Annotated in this window: 15 protein-coding genes; 5 read left to right on the forward strand and 10 right to left on the reverse strand. The window is 32.6% G+C overall.

From position 1 onward, the window contains the following. Positions 1-67: 67 nt before the first annotated feature. The 3 genes from Q4487_RS00690 to Q4487_RS00700 form a co-directional block, all read right to left on the reverse strand. The gene (locus Q4487_RS00690; protein WP_303543943.1) at positions 68-2473 is read right to left on the reverse strand and encodes a 3-hydroxyacyl-CoA dehydrogenase/enoyl-CoA hydratase family protein; all 2406 of its coding nucleotides are present in this window, start codon (positions 2471-2473) and stop codon (positions 68-70) included. Positions 2474-2501: 28 nt separating this feature from the next. Continuing rightward, on the reverse strand, positions 2502-2936 hold the full coding sequence (locus Q4487_RS00695) for a MarR family winged helix-turn-helix transcriptional regulator (protein ID WP_100896318.1): 435 nt from the start codon (positions 2934-2936) through the stop codon (positions 2502-2504). 168 nt (positions 2937-3104) lie between these two features. Beyond that, on the reverse strand, positions 3105-4874 hold the full coding sequence (locus Q4487_RS00700) for a long-chain fatty acid--CoA ligase (protein ID WP_303543948.1): 1770 nt from the start codon (positions 4872-4874) through the stop codon (positions 3105-3107). 441 nt (positions 4875-5315) lie between these two features. On the opposite strand from Q4487_RS00700, the gene Q4487_RS00705 reads away from it, so the two are divergent. Next, positions 5316-7907, forward strand: coding sequence for a T9SS type A sorting domain-containing protein (locus Q4487_RS00705; protein ID WP_303543951.1), 2592 nt, complete (start codon positions 5316-5318; stop codon positions 7905-7907). 92 nt (positions 7908-7999) lie between these two features. On the opposite strand, the gene Q4487_RS00710 is transcribed toward Q4487_RS00705, so the two are convergent. Further along, entirely contained in the window at positions 8000-8653 is a 654-nt protein-coding gene (locus Q4487_RS00710) for a DinB family protein (protein ID WP_303543954.1), read from the reverse strand. Between the two features lie 143 nt (positions 8654-8796). Here Q4487_RS00710 and Q4487_RS00715 point away from each other — a divergent pair, with 143 nt between their 5' ends. Continuing rightward, complete coding sequence (locus Q4487_RS00715; RefSeq protein WP_303543957.1) at positions 8797-9351, forward strand: hypothetical protein; 555 nt, start codon at positions 8797-8799, stop codon at positions 9349-9351. After that, on the forward strand, positions 9351-9803 hold the full coding sequence (locus Q4487_RS00720) for a hypothetical protein (protein WP_303543960.1): 453 nt from the start codon (positions 9351-9353) through the stop codon (positions 9801-9803). Before Q4487_RS00715 ends, Q4487_RS00720 begins: the two co-directional genes overlap by 1 nt. Before the next feature lie 4 nt (positions 9804-9807). Here the strand turns inward: Q4487_RS00720 and Q4487_RS00725 are convergent, their stop codons facing one another. After that, complete coding sequence (locus Q4487_RS00725; protein WP_303543963.1) at positions 9808-10290, reverse strand: CIA30 family protein; 483 nt, start codon at positions 10288-10290, stop codon at positions 9808-9810. 113 nt (positions 10291-10403) lie between these two features. Continuing rightward, a complete protein-coding gene (gene purL / locus Q4487_RS00730; protein WP_303543965.1) occupies positions 10404-14057 on the reverse strand; it encodes a phosphoribosylformylglycinamidine synthase in 3654 nt (1217 codons plus the stop codon). Positions 14058-14782: 725 nt separating this feature from the next. Between purL and Q4487_RS00735 the strand changes: the two genes are divergently transcribed. Then, the gene (locus Q4487_RS00735) at positions 14783-15217 is read left to right on the forward strand and encodes a hypothetical protein (RefSeq protein WP_303542378.1); all 435 of its coding nucleotides are present in this window, start codon (positions 14783-14785) and stop codon (positions 15215-15217) included. Positions 15218-15297: 80 nt separating this feature from the next. Here the strand turns inward: Q4487_RS00735 and Q4487_RS00740 are convergent, their stop codons facing one another. Continuing rightward, entirely contained in the window at positions 15298-16509 is a 1212-nt protein-coding gene (locus Q4487_RS00740) for an RsmB/NOP family class I SAM-dependent RNA methyltransferase (protein WP_100896309.1), read from the reverse strand. A 283-nt stretch (positions 16510-16792) separates the two neighbouring features. Between Q4487_RS00740 and Q4487_RS00745 the strand changes: the two genes are divergently transcribed. Further along, entirely contained in the window at positions 16793-17821 is a 1029-nt protein-coding gene (locus tag Q4487_RS00745) for an oxidoreductase (RefSeq protein ID WP_303542384.1), read from the forward strand. 15 nt (positions 17822-17836) lie between these two features. On the opposite strand, the gene Q4487_RS00750 is transcribed toward Q4487_RS00745, so the two are convergent. Genes Q4487_RS00750 through Q4487_RS00760 form a run of 3 tightly spaced genes read right to left on the reverse strand, consistent with a single transcriptional unit; the run spans position 17837 to position 19379 of the window. Beyond that, positions 17837-18286: a hypothetical protein gene (locus Q4487_RS00750; RefSeq protein WP_303542386.1), complete on the reverse strand. Its 450-nt coding sequence runs from the start codon at positions 18284-18286 to the stop codon at positions 17837-17839. Next, entirely contained in the window at positions 18276-18803 is a 528-nt protein-coding gene (locus Q4487_RS00755; RefSeq protein WP_100896306.1) for a hypothetical protein, read from the reverse strand. Before Q4487_RS00755 ends, Q4487_RS00750 begins: the two co-directional genes overlap by 11 nt. A gap of 33 nt (positions 18804-18836) precedes the next feature. Then, the gene (locus Q4487_RS00760) at positions 18837-19379 is read right to left on the reverse strand and encodes an RNA polymerase sigma factor (protein WP_303542388.1); all 543 of its coding nucleotides are present in this window, start codon (positions 19377-19379) and stop codon (positions 18837-18839) included.

Genomic DNA, 19379 nt, shown 5'->3' on the forward strand with positions numbered 1-19379 from the left:
CTTTAAGATTAATAGAATCAAGAGTCAAGACAAATTTTCTTGAATCTCCAAGTCTTACTTCTTGTTTCTAGTTTCTAAGAGGTTTCCCTTTAGTTAACATATGCTGAATTCTTTCTAAAGTTTTACGTTCTGTACATAAACTTAGGAAAGCTTCTCGCTCTAAATCCAATAAATATTGCTCACTTACCAATGTTGGTTCAGATAAATCTCCACCAGCCATTACATAAGCTAATTTATTTGCAATTTTATGATCGTGCTCACTAATGTAGTTACTATCTTCCATAGAATCTGTACCTACAAGGAACATACCTAAAGCTTGTTTACCTAGTACTTTTACATCTGTTCTGCGTACTGGTTGTGTGTAGCCCATATCTGCCATTAGTTTAGCGTGCTGCTTTGCAACTGCTATTTGGCGTGCTTTATTAACAACAACTATATCTTTTCCTTTTTGTAAAAGGTTAGAGTCAAAGGCTTCATAAGCAGAAGTAGATACTTTTGCCATACCAATAGTTAAGAAGTGCTCTTGTAGTACATTTAACTGTACATCTCCTTTGCTAAAAAGATCAGAAGCTCTTAAAGCCATTTCTTTAGAACCACCACCACCTGGTATAACACCTACACCAAATTCTACTAATCCCATATAAGTTTCTGCTGCAGCAACTACTTTATCTGCGTGTAATGATAGTTCACAGCCACCACCTAATGCCATTCCGTGAGGAGCAGAAATAGTTGGTATAGATGAGTAACGCATACGCATCATTGTATCTTGGAAGTATTTAATAGCCATATTTAGCTCATCATACTCTTGTTCGGCAGCCATCATAAATATCATACCTATGTTAGCACCTACAGAAAAGTTTGCAGCTTGATTACCTACTACTAATCCAGCAAAGTCTTTTTCAGCAAGGTCAATAGCTTTGTTTAATCCTGCTAAAACATCACCACCAATAGTGTTCATTTTAGATTGGAACTCAACATTAAGTATACCATCACCTAAATCTTCAACAACAACGCCAGAGTTTTTAAATACTTCTGATGTTTTTCTAATATTGTCTAAAATTATAAATGAATCCTGACCTGGAATTTTTGCTTGTTGTTTAGAAGGAATATCATAAAAGAATGAAGCACCATCTTTAACTGTGTAAAAAGATGTATTGCCAGAAGCAACCATTTCATTTACCCAAGCAGCAGGCTCTAAACCTTCGGCTTTCATTAATTCAATACCTTTTTCTACACCAATTGCATCCCAAATCTGAAAAGGACCGTGTTCCCATCCAAAACCAGCTTTCATTGCATCATCAATCTTATATAGCTCATCTGTGATTTCTGGAATACGATTAGATACGTAAGCAAATAAGGCAGTAAAGCTTTTTCTGTAAAACTCACCCGCTTTATCTTTTCCTTTTACTAATATTTTAAATCTGTCTACTACTTTATCTACTGTTTTGGTAAGTTCTAAAGTTGCAAATTTTGCTTTTTTAGCAGATCTGTATTCTAATGTGTTTAAGTCAAGAGATAAAATTTCTTTTTTACCTTCTGCTGAAACTGTTTTTTTATAAAAACCTTGTCCCGTTTTACTTCCTAACCATTTGTTCTCCATCATTGTATTAATGAAGTCTGGTAATTTAAAAAGCTCTAAACGTTCGTCTTTAGGACAGTTTTCTCTAATACCGTTTGCTACGTGTACTAAAGTATCTAAACCAACAACATCTACTGTACGGAAAGTTGCAGACTTAGGACGACCAATTACTGGTCCGGATAATTTATCTACCTCTTCTATAGTTAAGTCTAAATCTTTAACTGCGTGAAATAAACTTTGAATACTAAAAATACCAATACGGTTACCTATAAAAGCAGGTGTGTCTTTAGCTACTACAGATGTTTTACCTAAAAATTTCTCTCCGTAACCGTTTAAAAATTCTAATACCGCAGCATCAGTTTTTGGTCCTGGAATAATTTCAAATAAGTTTAAGTAACGTGCAGGATTAAAAAAGTGAGTTCCGCAGAAGTTTTTCTGAAAATCCTCAGAACGACCTTCACTCATAAAATGAATAGGAATACCAGAAGTGTTAGAAGTAATTAACGTACCTGGAGTTCTGTATTTTTCTAATTTTTCAAAAACTTGTTGTTTAATATCTAACCTTTCAACAACAACTTCCATAATCCAGTCTACATCTGCAACTTTAGAAATATCATCTTCTAAGTTACCTGTTGTAATTCTGTTTGCAAATTTTTGACTGTAAATAGGAGAGGGTTTAGATTTTAAAGAAGCTTTTAAAGCATCGTTTACCAATCTATTCCTAACTACCTTATCTTCTAGTGTTAAGCCTTTTGCTTTTTCTTTGTCGTTTAGTTCTCTAGGAACAATGTCTAACAATAGCACTTCTACACCAATATTTGCAAAGTGACAGGCAATGCCACTACCCATAATACCAGAGCCAATTATGGCTATTTTTTTAATGTGTTTGTTCATTTCTATTTAGACCTATTTATTAGTTATATTATTTAAAAATCTCTTTTTTAGCTATAAGCGAGTTGATTGTTTCTGTAACCTCAAAAAAATTGTTTAGCTTTTCTTCTGATATATTAGCTTTAACAGTACTGTTAAACTGAAAGACAGTGTCTTTAGATAACGTTCTTTTTTGTAATCCAATATCTGTTAAGTGAATAATTACACCTCTGCCATCATTGGGGTTGGGTTTACGAACTATAAACTCTTTTGCTTCTAAACTTTTAAGTATTCTAGATAAGCTGGTGGCTTCCATCCCCATTTTTGGTCCTAATGCAGTAGATGCAGTACCTGTTTTTGGGTCTATGCTTAATAAAGTAAAAGCCATTGCCATTGTATTATTATGGTTTTTTGCTTCTTCATTATACATCTTAGCTACCGCTAGCCAAGTTTCTCGTAAAGCATAATCTATGGTAATCTCTTTCATTTGTAATTTGAATAGGTTACCAAATATAGTGAAAATTTATTATGCATGCATAATAAATTCAAGAAAAAATGTGTCCTTAATATATACTTAACATTAAAATTAAGTAGAGTGGGTAGAAGTGTAGTTAATTAGCTACTAAGGTTTTAGAGTCTTAGCAGCTAAAAAAAATTAATATCCGTAAATATCATTGTAAAGAGCTTTGTATTTCTCTTTTATTATTTTTCTACGTAATTTTAAAGTAGGAGTAACTTGTCCGCCTTCTATACTCCAAACATCTGGAGTAAGTCTAAATTGTTTAATTTTTTCCCATTTAGCAAAGTTTTCATTGGCAGCGTCTACCTCTTCCTGAAAACGAGCTATTACCTTTTCATTAGTAACCAAGTCCTCATTACTTGTAATGGTAATATTGTAACGTTTAGCCCATTCTTTAACAAAATCAAAATCTGGCTGAATAAAAGCTGCAGGCATTTTTTCGCCTTCACCAATTACCATTACTTGATCTATAAACCTAGATTGTTTACATCTGTTTTCTAATAACTGTGGAGCTACATATTTACCACCAGATGTTTTAAACATTTCTTTTTTACGGTCTGTAATTTTTAAGAAACCATCTGAATCTATTTCTCCTATGTCTCCTGTATGAAAATAACCGTCTATAATTACTTCTGCAGTTTTAGCATCATCCTTGTAATAGCCCATCATTACTTGTGGACCTTTAATACATATTTCTCCGTCTTCAGCTATTTTAACTTCTGTACGGTCTAATGGTTTACCCACGGTACCAATTCTAAATCCGCCATTACGCATATCGTTTACAGATATTACTGGCGATGTTTCAGTTAGTCCGTATCCTTCCATAACACCAAATCCAGCAGCGTTAAATACACGTGCAAGTCTTGGTTGTAAGGCAGCACTACCAGAAGCCATAACGCCAACTTCGCCACCAAGGGCAGCTTTCCACTTGCTAAAAACTAACTTCCTAGCCAAGCCTAATTTTTTCTCATACCACCAGCCATTTTGTTGGTATGGTTCATATTGTAAACCTACTTCTACAGCCCAAAAGAATGCTTTTTTTTGAAAACCAGTTAAAGCAGTTCCTTTGGCAATAATTTTATCGTATACTTTTTCTAATAATCTTGGTACAGCCGTCATTACTTGTGGGTGCACTTCTTGTGCATACTCACTAATTTGGTCTATGGGAGCATAGTGTATAGCTGCACCACAGTACTGATATAAGTAAATAAGCATGCGCTCATATACGTGGCACAATGGTAAAAAGCTTAAGGCTTTTGATGTTCCTAATGCTATTGGTATTCTTTTAAAACTTTCTAACGCGTTACTTACTAGGTTATCGTGTGATAACATAACACCTTTAGGTCTTCCGGTTGTACCAGAAGTGTATATAAGTGTTGCCAAATCTGTTGGCTTAACAGAGTCTTTTAATTTTTCTACTTCATCTTGGTTAGATTTGTCTTTACCTAGATCTAAAATTTCAGACCAGTTTTTACAATTATCTAATTCATCAAAAGAGTAAACTTCTATTAAAGACGGTACTTGGTCTTTTATTTGATTTACTTTGTCAAAAACATCTTTACAAGAAATAAAGCAATATTTTGCTTCAGAATGATTTAATACATAGGCATAATCTTCTTCTGAAATAGTAGGGTATACAGGTACATTTTGCGCACCTAATTGAAGAATACCAATATCCATAATATTCCACTCCATTCTATTGGTAGAAGATATCACGGCAATTTTATCGTTTTTAGAAACACCTAATCTTAATAGGGCTCTACTCATTGTATTTGCTTTGTCTAAGTACTCTTGGGTAGACATATATTTCCACTTGTCATTGTGCTTAGTTGCTAATGACTTTTGTAGGTTGTACTCTTTTAATTGATAATAAGGAAAGTCAAATAATCTAGTTACTTCTTGCATAAGAATTGATTGTATCAGTGTTGCAAATTAAGAAAAGGAATGCTTATTTTAAAATTAGATTCGTAAAAAAATAGCATAATTTCTATTATTTTCTTAGTTAGTATTATTAATCAGCTATAATATAACAAGTTAAGTTTTTGTTAAAATTTAAAAAAATATGAACATTTGTTTTGTTTTTATACTTGTAGAGCAGTTAAACGGTTTAATATTTTAATAATCTATACCCTAAATTAAACTATTTACTCGTATTGGAAGTATAATAAATTGTTATATTTTTATTTACAAAAGAGTCTATTTGCCTCTTTTATTGCGAATTAACCGTTTGTCTACACTAAACAGCATTTTATCGCACTAAATAAGCCTTTAATCTTGTGCTACTACTAAAATAAGAAGTAAAGAGGCATTTTTGCTGTAATTAATTAACGCCCCAAATCATTAATTATGACTAAAATTTTACCTTTAAAAACCTACTTGCTGCTACTTAGTGTGGTATTCTGTGCTTTAAGTACAACTGCACAGTCAGAGCCTTTTGAGTGCGATTATAATGCGTACCTCTTTCAAACAAATGATATTTATGCTCTAGATTTAGCATCTGGAAGTTCATACCTAGTAGCAGCCGATGTTGTACCAGGAAACATTAATGCTGCAGCATACAACTCTGCAGATGGTTACATTTGGGGGTATTTGTCTTCTCCGCAAATTTCTATTGTGCAAATAGGTAAAGACTTTACGCCTACAGTGCACACTATTCCTGAATTACCAAATAATGGAAATAAGTATGTTGGAGACATTAACTTAGATGGAATTTATTATTTAAGGGCAGGAGGTTCTACATATTACGCAATAGATTTAAATCCTGAATCTAATAATTACTTAGGGTACATTGGATCTTATACTTTGGATACTAGTATTAGTATTCATGATTGGGCTTTTAATTCTGTAGACGGTAAATTATATGCGGTTAGTAAAGGTACAAATAGGTTATATAGAATTACAGCAGAAACAGGTGCCGTAGAAGATTTGGGTGAAGTACCAATCTTATCGGGTTTTAATTACACCTATGGAGCTGTTTATTTTGATGTAGATGGTAATCTTTATATATCTGCAAACCAAACAGGATCTGTTTACAAAATTAATGAGGTGCAAAACATAAGTTCTAACCTTATAATATCTAATATTTTTGCCTTTGGACCAGCAAGTTCTTCTAATGACGGAGCACGTTGTCCTACAGCTCCAGTACCACAAGAAGATTGTATTAATGGTATAGATGATGACGGAGACGGACTTGTAGATTGTGATGATCCTTCTTGTTCAGGAATTAGTTTATGTCCTGCAATTACAACAACATCTGGAGGTAATGATGGAGGTTTAGAGAGTAATGATAGACTTGCAAACCTTATTACAAACAGAAATTACAATAGAGCAAAAAACAATTATATTTTTGATAAAACTACAGCCAAGCAGGTTATAAAAGATAAAGGATACAAATTAAGCGGAAAATATTCTAGTGATAACATACCGTTATCTGCTCTTGTACCATTAAATGTTTTAGGAGAAACTAGTACAATAGAATCTTCTCCTGCAGATTTGTTAGCATTAACTAATGCAAGTGATATTTTTTCTGTAGATTATTTAAAAGGAGAGCAAACCATTGGAGCTCTAATGGTTATAAAAACAGATAATACTGTTTATGAACACAGTAAATTTATATGCGATCGTTTTTTAGGAGCAGAATTACTTTCTGTATCTAATTTAAATATAAGAGATAATAATTTTATAAAATCTATAATTAAACAAGCAGATGGTAGCAAGGAGTTTGCTTTGTCTTTTTCTGCAAGAGTTAATCCAAATAATAGTTTTACAGTAGAGTCTCACTGGAATATTGATGCATATGAAAAAGATAATATGTTTTACAATTTTCAAATATGGTCTAATTCTGTAGATGATTTGGTTGTTATGGCAGAAGAAATTTTATCTCTGCTTGAAGCCAATGCTACAATAGAAGGTCATAAGGGTTCTACACCACCACCTGTATTTGTAAGATCTGCAAAATATACAAATGGTACTGTAGAAATGACAGTTGTAAACACAAACGTATCTAAAAAAATGACTTTGGAGGGTGGTTTAAAAAGAACAGAAACTAGTGAAACTGATATGGTTACATTACAGGCTTCTTTAGATAGGTACATAGACACAGTAGTTGTAGAAACTGGTGCTTTGTTTGATTTAGGTTTTAGGCTTAAAAATGAAAAAGGAGATACTCCTGATGATTTATTTGTTGCAGATGCACCTTGGGGAGTAGATAGTTCTACAGCTACTACAGATGTAACAATCTATGAAGTGGAACAAAACAGTTCGCCTTATTTAGGAGATGGGTATAGAATAGAGCGTAATGTACATTTAAAAGGAACAACACAAGAGTATATTGGTACTTACAGAGCGTTTAATCCAAGGTTTTTAGCAGTAGATTTATCAGAATATAAGCAGTTGTCTTTTACAGCTTCTGGCACTGGTACATTAGAAGTAAAACTATTAAAAGCATCAGGAGAACCGTATGTAGCAACAGTGGAATTAACTAATGAGGAACAACGTTTTGTACTAGAAGACAATGACTTTAAAAATGAATTTGGTGGCGATACAGATTTTAATTCATTAAAAGTATTGTTATTTAACTTAAAGTCTGGTGATGGCTCTTTACAGGAAAAAGAATTGCAATTGTCTGATATTGATTTTAATAATACAGAAGAGCGTAATGCTTATTTAGAAAAAAATAGGACTAAATCTGTATTATTGCCTAACCCTGTACAGGATAATACAACACTATACTTTTTTGAAGAGTTACCAAGTACTTACACACTAGAAATTTATACTGTATCAGGAACATTAATGCCTGCGTATACTATAGTTGGGAGTGCAAAACAAGGACAAAATAGCATAGATGTTAACGTGTCTAGTTTGGCAACAGGAATTTACCTTTACAAGTTAATTAGCTCTAACAATGCTATTTGGAGTGGTAAAATGATAAAAAAATAAATACAACCATTAATGTAAACACTAACCATTACATAAACACAACCATTCAAAAAAAAGAGCAGGATTTTTATAATCCTGCCTTTTTTGTTTTTCTATGCTGGTATTCTACTTTTTATAAATTTAAATTGCCCATTGTGGTTAGACTCGTGCTCACATACGTGAAACCATTTACAGTAGTTATTTGTTGGGCCCCAAGGAAATTTTTCGTCAACTTTTAATAACCATTTGTCATCTCTATTAGCAAATTCTTTTAGTGTATTTTGTCTTACTTCGTCTAAAGCATCTAAATAATAACTTAATTCATTACCTTTTATTTTTTTACGGGCTTTATCTCCCAATCCAGAAGCAATACTCCATCTTTTAGTATCCTCTTTAGGCCAATCTCCCCAAGCTTTGTCATTAAAAGTATGTATTTGGTAAAAGCGTTCTGTTGCAGCTAAATGCATGAGCATTGCTCCAATAGAGTTAGCATTGTCATCTACTAAATAATCTAAATCAGAAATACTCATATTACGTACTGGAGCAAGTATAACCATTCGCATCCACGTCATCATAGAAACTAAGGTTCCTATTTGCGGACTGTAACCTTCTTTAGGACCAATAATATTTATATCTGTATCTTGTGTGTAAATAGTAGTTGTGGGTTTGCCTAGCGGAAAAGCTAATAAACTACTTGTTCCCATTGTAAGCAAAGACGCATTTTTAATAAAAGATCTTCTACTGCTGTTTTGTTCTTTTTTTTCCATTTTTTTTTAGATTGATGATTTATGAGGTAAGTTACAAAAATCACTTTAACATAAATACATCTTTTTTTGCTCTTATTTCTTACAGTTTAATTGATTTTAAAGTTGTTATATTCCTTATTTTTGCAACTTGTAAATTTGTTAGTATGATTAAGAAGCGTGCAAAACAGCTTACTTTTATTCTTATAATTCTATGTCATCTAGGTTTTTTGACAGCTATTTTGTTTGAAAAACAGAACAATTATTTAATTACGGGCTTTTTAATTATAGCTTTAATTTTATTATTTGTTACCTATAAAAAAACACCTCTAAGTGCTAAAAATCACACGTTGGAGCATATTTTAACTATTTCATTTGTGTTTTTTGGGGCAATAATCACATACTTATTACATACTTCTTTTGGTTTTACAGCTGTTTTGGCAGCATCTGTTGTAGGTTTAGTTATTAGTTTTTTACCCAATTTAATTAAAAATAATACGCTTGTTAATACAATACCTACCGCTGTGTATTGCGGTGCTTTTGTGGGTATGACAAATGCTAGCATAGCACCAGATTATGTGTTTATCTCCTTGGCTAGTTTGTTTACAGGAGTATTATTGGTGGGGTCTAAAGACAGTTTTAACGGAGTGGGAGGCAAGCTTGGTACGCTAGCTTTTGGAGGTGTAGTATTGGCCTTTTTTATAACCTTTTTACTATCATAATGAGAACAGAACACTTTGTATTGCTACTTATTGGAAGTTTATCTGCTATTGTAACTTTTTTATTGCAGTTTAAGTATAAGCAAAGCGCTGTTAGAGCATCTGCATTAGTGGGAGTTTTGTCTGGCGGATTTGTATTTCTATTTCCTAATTTGTTGCCAACTTATTTTTCTCATCATTTACCTTTAGTTTGTTTTGGAGCATCGTTTATAGGCATGGTGTCTTCTAGTGTAACAAAGAGTTATTGGGTAATAAGTATTTCTGGAATAATTTTTACGGTACTTTATTTAAATACAAGTACTTACTTTACAGGTTTTGGAGGCGGATTAGGTTCTGCAGCGTGTATTGCTCTTTTGGTAACTTTAGCGATACCTATTGTTGTAAATAAAGGAAATATAACCAATGGCTTTTTACAGTTAAAAAGACTTATAAGTAAGCAAAATTTTAAGAAGTAGGCTCTTATTTTAGCGTAATATTTTTAAGTTCTAATTTAAAATCCTCTGCTTTTTTATTACCTATTAAAAAGGCAATCTCATGTATACTATTACCATTAAAGTTAGGAATGTTAACCTCATTTCCTCTAAACATTGCATACATACTATTTAATTTAATATCTATAGTCTGCCATTCTCCATTAGTAGTAAAAGGAGCAATAAACCAATGTTTAGTTTCTGTGTTTTCTTTTATTCTAAATTGATATGCCTTGCCGTCACCTTTTAATGTAATACAAATAGTGGTGTAATTTTTACAGTGTAACGTTGTTTTATGTTTAACCATAGCAAAGCCACCATTATTATCTAGCGATACGTGACCACTAAAAACACCAATATGATCAGTTAAAACTTCAAAATTACTTTTAGATACACCACCCATAACAACATCTGTAATCGTATGCCATTCTTTAGAGTCTGTTGAAGAAGTAAAATCGATAATAGTTTTCATATGATTTAAAGAGTTTTATTGCGTGAAGATAGTCTGTTTTTATTGGATGTAAAAAATCCCGTTTCAACTAAGAAACGGGATTTTACTTTATAATTTAAAAAGAAATATTATCCTTATTGTTTTAAAATCCACTCTCTAGCATTTGTAAATGCTTCTAGCCAAGGTGTAACTTCATCCTTACGGTCTGTTGGGTAATTTGCCCAGTTCCATTGGAATGTAGAACGCTCTATGTGTGGCATTGTAACTAAGTGTCTACCTGTTTTATCACACAACATAGCAGTATTAAAATCACTACCGTTTGGATTTGCAGGATAGCCTTCATAACCATAAGTAGAAACAATATTGTAGTCTTCTTTGTTTTGTGGTAAGCTAAATTTACCTTCACCGTGACTAATCCAAACTCCTAGTGTAGTGCCTGCTAAAGTAGATAGCATTACAGAGTTGTTTTCTTCAATTTTAACAGATGTAAAGTTGCTTTCGTGTTTATGAGAATCGTTATACGTCATTTTTCCGTGTTGCTCGTGCTCAGGGTTAATAAGGTCTAACTCCATAAATAACTGGCAACCGTTACAAATACCAATAGACAATGTATCTTCTCTTTTAAAGAAGTTGTTTATTACTTTGTTGGCTTTTTCGTTGTATTTAATGGCACCAGCCCAACCTTTTGCACTGCCTAGTACATCTGAGTTAGAGAAACCACCAACGGCTCCTAAAAACTGAATGTCTTCTAGGTTCTCACGTCCCGATATTAAATCGGTCATATGCACATCTTTTACATCAAAACCAGCTAAATACATTGCATTTGCCATTTCACGTTCAGAGTTACTTCCTTTTTCACGTAAAATTGCAGCTTTTGGTCTCTCTCCGTTTACTGTTGGTAACTTACCAGTAAAGTTAGCAGGGAAAGTGTATTGTAAAGGCTGATTTTTATAATTGTCAAACCTGTCTTTAGCTAAATTATTTGCTGTTTGTTTGTTGTCTAATAAGTATGATGTTTTAGACCACGTATCTCTTAATGAAGTTACGTTTAGTCCCATTTCCATACCGTTATTTTTTATTGTTAATGTAGCTTCTTCAACCACAGAACCAATTTTAGTAGCAGTTACACCAGCGTTAGCAAATAAAGTTTCTACACTTTTATCTGCCTGAAAAACAACACCAGCATTTTCAGAAAATAATAATTTAATGGTATCTTCTTCTCCTAATGCAGATAAGTCTAAGTTGGCACCCAAATTAACATCAGCAAAACACATTTCTAGTAAAGTAGTAATTAAACCACCAGAGGCAACATCGTGTCCGGCGTTAATTTTATCAGCTTTTATTGCGTCTTGTAATGTGTTAAACACTGTTTTTACATAAGCAGCATCTGTAACATTTGGTGCATTGTTTCCTATTTTGTTTTGAGTTTGTGCAAAAGAAGAACCACCTAATTTAAAGTTGTCTTTAGATAGGTTTATGTAGTAGATAGCATTGTTGTTTTTTTGTAAAACAGGCTCTACTACTTGGTTAATATTGTTGCAGTTTGCAGCAGCAGAAATAATTACGGTTCCAGGAGCTATAACTTCTTCATTTTTGTATTTCTGCTTCATAGAAAGCGAATCTTTACCCGTTGGTACGTTAACGCCTAAAGCAATACTAAACTCAGATACAGCTTCTACAGCTTCGTATAAACGCGCATCTTCACCTTCGTTTTTACAAGGCCACATCCAGTTAGCAGATAAAGAAACAGATTGTAAACCATCTTTTAAAGGAGCCCAAACAATATTAGTTAAAGCTTCTGTAATACTATTTTTACTACCTGCAGCTGGGTCTATTAATCCTGAAATAGGTGAGTGCCCAATAGAAGTTGCAATACCTTCTTTTCCTTTAAAATCTAACGCCATAACACCACAATTGTTAAGTGGTAATTGTAATGGGCCTGCACATTGTTGTTTGGCAACACGGCCACCAACACAACGGTCTACTTTATTTGTTAACCAGTCTTTAGAGCCAACAGCCTCTAATTGTAAAACTTGCTCTAAATAATCGTGAAAAAACTCTAATGAATAACTAGCATCTTGGTAATTACGAGTAACAGTTTTATCTGTCATTATTGTTTTAGGAGAACTCCCAAACATATCTTCTAAAGCTAAATCCATAGGTTTTTCTCCTGTAGTTTTAGACTCAAATGTAAATCTATGGTTGTTTGTAACCTCACCAACTTCGTACATTGGAGAACGCTCACGCTCTGCAATACGCTCTAGCAAGCCCATATCATCTTTACCTATAACAAGTCCCATACGTTCTTGAGACTCATTACCAATAATTTCTTTAGCAGAAAGTGTTGGGTCACCAACTGGTAATTTGTCTAAATCTATATGTCCGCCTGTATCTTCAACAAGTTCAGACAAGCAGTTTAAGTGTCCGCCTGCACCATGATCATGAATAGAAACAATTGGGTTTTCATTGCTTTCTACTAAACCACGAATAGCATTTGCTGCTCTTTTTTGCATTTCTGGGTTAGAACGTTGCACGGCATTTAATTCAATACCAGAAGCAAACTCACCTGTGTCTGCACTAGAAACAGCTGCGCCACCCATACCAATACGGTAATTGTCGCCACCAAGAATAACAATTTTATTGCCTTCTTTAGGTTCGTCTTTTAAAGCTTGGTTATCTTTACCGTAACCAATACCACCAGCTTGCATAATAACTTTATCAAACCCAAGTTTACGAGCATCTTCTTGATGCTCAAACGTTAAAACAGAACCAGTAATTAAAGGTTGCCCAAATTTGTTTCCAAAGTCAGACGCCCCGTTAGATGCTTTTATTAAAATATCCATTGGTGTTTGGTATAACCAAGGACGTTCTTCCATTGCTTTTTCCCAAGGTCTGTTTTCTTCTAACCTAGAGTAAGATGTCATATAAACCGCAGTACCTGCTAAAGGTAAAGAACCTTTACCACCAGCTAACCTGTCTCTAATTTCTCCTCCAGAACCAGTTGCAGCACCATTAAAAGGCTCTACAGTTGTAGGGAAATTATGTGTTTCTGCTTTTAATGATATAACAGATTTAAATTCTTCTTCTGTATAAAAATCTGGCTTATCTGCTGTTTTTGGTGCAAACTGAGTTACAGTTGGGCCTTTTATAAAAGCAACATTGTCTTTATAAGCAGATACAATGGTACCTGGATTTTCTTTAGATGTTTTCTTTATCAATTTAAATAAAGAAGATGGTTTTTCTTGCCCATCTATTACAAACGTACCATTAAATATTTTGTGTCTACAGTGTTCTGAGTTTACTTGGCTAAAACCAAAAACTTCAGAATCTGTTAGTTTCCTGCCAATTTTTGTAGCTACACTTTCTAAATATTCAACTTCCTCATCGCTTAAAGCTAAACCTTCTTGTTGGTTATAAGCAGCAATATCTTCAATAGGTAAAACTTCTTCTGGAGTAATAGCTATTGTAAAAATATCTTGAGTTAAAGCAGTATATTTTTGAGATATCATAGGGTCAAAATCTTTTGCATCTGCAGTAGAAGCAAAAAATTCTTCAATTCTTAAAATGCCTTCAATACCCATATTCTGAGTAATTTCAGTAGCATTGGTACTCCAAGGAGTAATCATTGCTGCTCTTGGGCCAACAAAAAAGGCGTCAAGAGACGCCGCATTTATTTTAGTATTGTTGCCAAAAAGCCATGTTAATTTAGAAATATCTTCTTGTGTAAGATTATTTTTGGTTTCTACAGCAAAAATTTTGCTGGTCTGGTCTCCGAAAAAGTGAATCATTGTAGCTCTTGTGTTGTTTTGTTTAACAAGCCACAAATTTACACTTTTTAAGTGTAAATTTTTAGAAGAATAGTTAACAGTTTTTGGTGGAGATTGTTAATTTCTTCTATGTTTAATTTTTATTTATATAAATATAAAAGCTACTTAAAAAGAAAAAGAGTCTTGTTGGCAAAAACAAGACTCTTTTTACGAGAACACTATATGAAAATGAAAAATTTTATTCTGACTAATTATACTACAAATATATAATGGAGATGTAGTTTACTAAACTTTATGTTGTAAATAACACTATAGTTGTTGTTAGCCAAGGAGCTTTTGTTGTTTTGCTTTTTTATCTATTATAAAATGAATGTAGATTGTTCTTTGATGAGCTGTATAGATGTGTCACACGCTTATCTTGTTACTACTAAAATAAAAAAGGTTTAAAAAGAAAAAGAGTCTTGTTGGCAAAAACAAGACTCTTTTTACGAGAACACTATATGAAAATGAAAAATTTTATTCTGACTAATTATACTACGAATATATAAAGGAGATGTAGTTTAATAAACTTTATGTTGTCAATTGCTATATAATTGTTGTTAGTTAAGGTGCTTTTGTTGTAGTGAATTTTATTGATTTAAAAATAATTTAAAATTTTTGGTAGGGTTTTCTTTTTTGTAATTGTTATAGTAGTGTATTACAATGTTATTATGTGTTGTAATAGCTTAAACTAAAAACCAAGTTTTATGAAGAAAGTACATTTTTTACTTACGGCAATTTTAGTAACTGTATCATTTACTGCAGTAGCGCAAGAAAAAGAACCTACAGAAAAGGAAAAGTTATCTTATTACGAGCAAAGAGCAAAACAAGATGCTGCCTATGAACAATCTACAGAAGTAGCTGTAGAAGATGAAGAAGAATTTTGGGAAGATCAAAAAGCTTATGAGAAGAATTTAAGGAAAAGAGATAAAAAAGCCTATAGAGCGTATATGAGAGGAAAAAGAGATGCATATGCAGAACACGCTGAGCACTGTAATTCTCATTGTCACCATAGTGATTATTACCATAGTCACACAACGTATTATTATAGCTACAATAATTACAGAAGAGCACCAAGACGCTCAACTGTTGTAAGAACTAATGTTGGTATTAGGGTACCTAGCGTTAGAATTGGATTATAATTGATAATTTATAATTTGTATTTGGGAACAAAAAAGTCGGCTGGTTAGAGCCGACTTTTTTAATTTATATATATTAGGTTTTATTTTTTTTCTAATAAAGCCATATAAAAACCATCATAACCAGAGTCAGATGCATATACTTTATTTTCTTTAGTAAGTGTAAAATCTGCACCAGCCTCCGAAGCTAAAAAAGCAATTACTTGGTCGTTGTTTTCTTGAGGTAAAATAGAACACGTAGCATAAACTAACTTACCACCACTTTTAACCATTCTACTGTAACTTTGTAAAATTTCTTGTTGTGTTTTTGTAATCTTATCTAAAAATTCTGGTTGTAATTTCCATTTTGCATCCGGATTACGTTTTAAAACTCCAAGACCAGTACAAGGTGCGTCTATTAAAACACGGTCTGCACTATTGTATAGTTTTTTAATTACTTTGGTAGAGTCTATTTCTCTTGTTTCTATATTGTGAGCGCCATCTCTTTTGGCACGTCTTTTTAGTTCTTTTAACTTATTACCATAAATATCTAAAGCAATTAAAAGTCCTTTGTTTTCCATTAAAGCGGCTATATGCAAAGCTTTACCACCAGCACCAGCACAAGTGTCTATAACACGTTGACCTGGTTTTACGTCTAAAAAGTGACCTACTAATTGTGATGACGCATCTTGCATTTCAAACATTCCGTTTTTAAAAGCCTCTGTTCTAAAAACATTGGCTCTTTCTGTAAGGGTTAGTGCATCTGGGTATCCTTTTATAGGGTTGGCAACAATATTTTCTTCTAATAATGCTTTTTGTAAGCTGGCTTTTGTTGCTTTTAAAGTATTTACTCTTAGTACAACTTCTGCTTGCTTATTAAGTGCATTAATTTCTTTTGTCCATTTTTTGTCACCTAAAGCTTTTTCACCTAATTCATCCATCCAATCAGGAATAGATTCTTTAAATTTTCTAATTTTAGATAATTCATCAAATTTACCTTTAATTCTACGTGTAGGAGTAGGTTCTATTTGTTTCCAATCTGGTAATTCAATTCCTTTTAAAACTGCCCAAACAGCCCAAATTCTAAAAAGGTTAGGTCTGCTAAATGGTGCTTTAACATCTGCAATTTCTGTGTACAGTCTTTTCCAACGAACAATTTCGTATGTAGTTTCTGCTATAAAACCACGGTCTCTGGAACCCCAACGTTTATCAAACTTTAAAACTTTTTCTACAACCTTATCTGCATATTCATCTTCATTAAAAATAAGGTTTAGTGCGTCTATAACCGCAAATACTAAGTTTCTGTGTAATTTCATTTTTACTTTTTATTTTTTTTTGATTTCTAGGAGTTTTTAAAACAAAAACATATGCTAGAATACATATAAATTTAATTTGACGCTATGTAAATTTTCATAGTAGAAAAATTACATTTAATTCGTTTAAAAAAATATGGCTGCAAAGGTATTGTTTTAGAAAGGAATACGCTTATTTTTGATGGAATATATGTGTGTAAAGAGCTATTTAGTCCTGTAACTGCGTATTTAAATAGTAGAAAGGCGTAGTTTACGGTATTTACTGAATGCACAAAATTAAATGAAAATGAAGAAAATAGTATTTGCAATTTGTGCGCTAGCACTTTTTGCTTGTGAAGAAAAAAATGAGGTAAAACCATTTACAGCAGTTACGGTAAAAGATGTGTATACTAAAAATGTTAGTGTTAGGGCTATTGAGGTTTTAGATGGTAGTATTGGTTTTGCTGGTAGTAATGGTGTTTTTGGATCTATAAATTTAAAAACAGATGAAGTGTTGACCAATGTGCAGAAGTATGATACTATTTTACCAGAGTTTAGAGCTGTTGGTACAACGGGAACAGATTTTTTTATGCTTTCTGTAACTAACCCTGCGTTATTATACAAAACCGGTGAAAACGGAAAAATGGAATTAGTGTATACAGAAAAAGGAGATGGTGTTTTTTATGATGCTATAAATTTTTGGAACACAAAAGAAGGTATTGCAGTTGGCGATAGTGTAGATGGTTGCTTGTCTGTTATTGTAACCAGAGATGGTGGTACTACTTGGAACAAAATAATTTGTAATAATTTGCCTGAAGGCATTGCTGGTGAAGGAGCATTTGCAGCAAGTAATACCAATATAAAAATTGTTGGAGACAAAACTTGGGTTGCAACAACTAAAGGTCGTATTTTTTATTCTGCAGATAAAGGGGTTACTTGGGATGTGTATAGCGTTCCAATGACAGGTTTAGGAGAAACACACGGGATTTTTTCTATAGATTTTTATAATGAAAATTTAGGTTTTGCTATTGGAGGCGATTTTACTAAGCCAAAACAAAACATAAAAAATAAAGCTATAACTACAGATGGTGGTAAAAATTGGACGTTGGTAGCAGATGGTAAAGAGCCAGATTATAAAAGTTGTGTGCAATTTGTTCCTGGGCGTAAAGGTAATGAGCTTGTTGCTGTTGGTTTTACAGGAGTAGCATACTCTAAAGATAAGGGACAGACTTGGAAAGAACTGTCTAGCGAAGGCTTTTACACTATAAGATTTGTAAATGATAGTGTTGCTTACGCGGCTGGTAAGGATAGAATATCTAAATTGATTTTTAAATAAATAAAAAAGGAAAGCTTATTGCTTTCCTTTTTTATGTTTGTTTCTATATTCGCTTATTAAACGACGTTTAAACTCTTCCTCTACGCGGGCAAGTTTATAAGATTTTTTATAGTTTAAAACTTTACTAATTTTTGCATAGTATCTTTTAGTGATATCAACCTTTTCTTTTTCAAAATCTAAATACGTTTCAAGTAAGTGTTTAGAGTCTTCTTCAGATAAGTTGTTATAATCGTACTTTCTTTTTAAATCTCTTCTACTATCATATAGCGTATGTAGTTCTTTTTCAAACTCATCATAAACAGGCCAAAAATCTTTAGCCTCGTTGCTAGATAGCTCTAATTTATCAGTAAAATAGGCTACTTTTAATGATTTAATTTTTTCCCAGTCGTTTTTTTGACCATAAAAGAGTGTAGTTCCTAAAAAGAAAACTAAAATTGTAAGTATGTTACGGGTGTTATTTTTCATCTTCATTTAAATAAATACCTTGTATGTCTATACCGTTGTTAGACTCCAAATAGTTCATAATTTCATCTTCGTTAAATTCACTTTCTACAACGTCAGATATGTTAATGTCATCTACGGGTAATATTTGGGCTAAGTCGTAAGTAGAAAATTCTACGTTACTTTCATTAAAATAGCTTTCAATATCTGATGCCGCTATATCTTGAAATGAGATAGGAGTGGAGTTAGAGTTAAAAACTATAGCTACTGTTAATATTGCTACCGCTGCTGCAATGCTAGATGCTGCATAGAGTTTCTTTTTAAAAGAACTTAGTTTTATAACCTTAACTTCTGTTTTTTGGTTTAGTTTGGTTTGTATGTTTTTGTGTACGTTATCAAAATAATTATTAGGTACAGTAAAGCCTTCTTTTTTTGGTAAAGCAGTTTCTTCTTGGTTAATAGAATTATTCAGTTTTGCAGAGAAATTATCTAAATAAGACTCTGGCATTTTAAATCCGCTATTTTTTGGTAAGCTTTTCATACTTATAATTTGACTATCAATACTCTAAATGGTTTAATTGCTTTTTAAATAATTTTCAATTTTTTTTGCTGCTTGATGGTAAGATGCCTTTAAACCACCAACAGAAGTGCCCAGTATCTCTGATATTTCTTCGTATTTTAACTCGTCAAAATATTTCATATTAAATACCAATTTTTGCTTTTCTGGTAATGTACTAATCGCTTTTTGTAATTTTAGTTGTATTTCATCTCCTTCAAAATACACATCAGATTGTAGGTTGTCTAGCAATAAATTTTGTAATTCTTCACTAGTTACACCAAGCATTTTAGATTTTGTTTTTAAAAAAGATAACGACTCATTAGTAGCAATACGATAAATCCAAGAGAATAACTTACTGTCTCCCTTAAATTTATCTATATTTCTAAATACTTTAATAAATGTGTTTTGAAGCACATCATCAGCGTCATTGTGGTTTAGTACAATTTTACGTATGTGCCAATAAAGCCTTTCTTTATAGGTGTCAACCAGCACCTCAAAAGCCTTGGCTTGGGAGGATTTATCTTTAAGTTGATGTACTAAAGCTTCTTCGGTTATCAA

The sequence above is a fragment of the Cellulophaga sp. 3_MG-2023 genome, assembly GCF_030546975.1.
Taxonomy (GTDB): domain Bacteria; phylum Bacteroidota; class Bacteroidia; order Flavobacteriales; family Flavobacteriaceae; genus Cellulophaga.